Origin of the sequence: Mesorhizobium sp. M7A.F.Ca.US.008.03.1.1, assembly GCF_003997495.1 — a bacterium.
GTDB lineage: Bacteria > Pseudomonadota > Alphaproteobacteria > Rhizobiales > Rhizobiaceae > Mesorhizobium.
Window position 1 is genome coordinate 1 of sequence record NZ_RZRU01000053.1, and the last position, 1,037, is coordinate 1,037.

Genomic DNA, 1,037 nt, shown 5'->3' on the forward strand with positions numbered 1-1,037 from the left:
TGTGGAGCTTCAACAGGTTGTCCTCGATCAGGGCGAGGCGACTGATAGGCGTTTTTGACTTTAGGCTGCCATGTGGACGATGCCAATTGTATCTGTGCAGCCAGACAGGCAGTTCGGCGGCACGATGATCGGATGTCGGATAGGCAATGGCGTAGGCCCATTCGCGCAGTGCTGTCTGGATGAAGCGCTCGGCCTTGCCATTGGTCTTGGGCGTATAGGGTCTTGTCGTGACGTGCTTGAGGCCGAGATCGCGGCAGGCCTTGGCGAAGGCCTTTGATCTGTAGCAGGAGCCGTTGTCGGTCATGACGCGGGCTATCGTGACGCCGAGGCTGGCGTAATAGGCGACCGCGGCCTTGAGGAAGGCGATGGCGCACTCCTTTTTCTCGTCGGGCAGGATTTGCGAGAAGGCGATGCGGGACGCGTCGTCGATGCAGACATGGACGAACTCCCAGCCGGCGCCGCGCGACTTGCCCTTTTGCGGATCGCCGGTGATACGATGGCCGACTTGGCTGAAGCGGCCGAGCTTCTTGATGTCGATATGGATCATCTCGCCGGGATGCTCCCGCTCGTAGCGCCGGACCGGTTCGGCCGGCTCGATATCCCTGAGCCGCGACAGCCCGGCACGCTTGAGAACCCGGCTGACGGTGGCGGGCGAGACGCCGACCTCATGGGCGATGTGCTTGCCGGTCAGCCGCTGGCGACGCAAGGCTGCGATGCGCTCGGCCACGGACTGTTCGGTCAGGCTCGGCATGACGGTGGGCCGCGACGAGCGGTCGACCATGCCGGCCCGCCCTTTGGTCTTATAGCGCTCGACCCAGCGCGCCACGATCTTGGCCGACACGCCATAGACGCGCGCCGCATGGGCTTTGGAAAAAGCGCCTTCTATCACCGATAACGCCATCTCCTCTCGACGCAGCGGTGTGAGACGGGCATTCTTGTGGATGTTCATTCGGACCCTCCGATGGATGCTGAAGCGTGGTAACTCCAGTCTCCTCGGTCCGGTCCGAATGGACAACCTCTCGAAAGCTCACACCTAG

1 protein-coding gene is annotated in these 1,037 nt (G+C 62.4%); it reads right to left on the reverse strand.

Going from position 1 to position 1,037, the window contains the following annotated elements:
• Nucleotides 1-949: IS481 family transposase (locus EOA16_RS32400; RefSeq protein WP_095770220.1), on the reverse strand; the 949-nt coding region annotated here is incomplete at its 3' end.
• Between the last annotated feature and the right edge of the window lie 88 nt (nucleotides 950-1,037).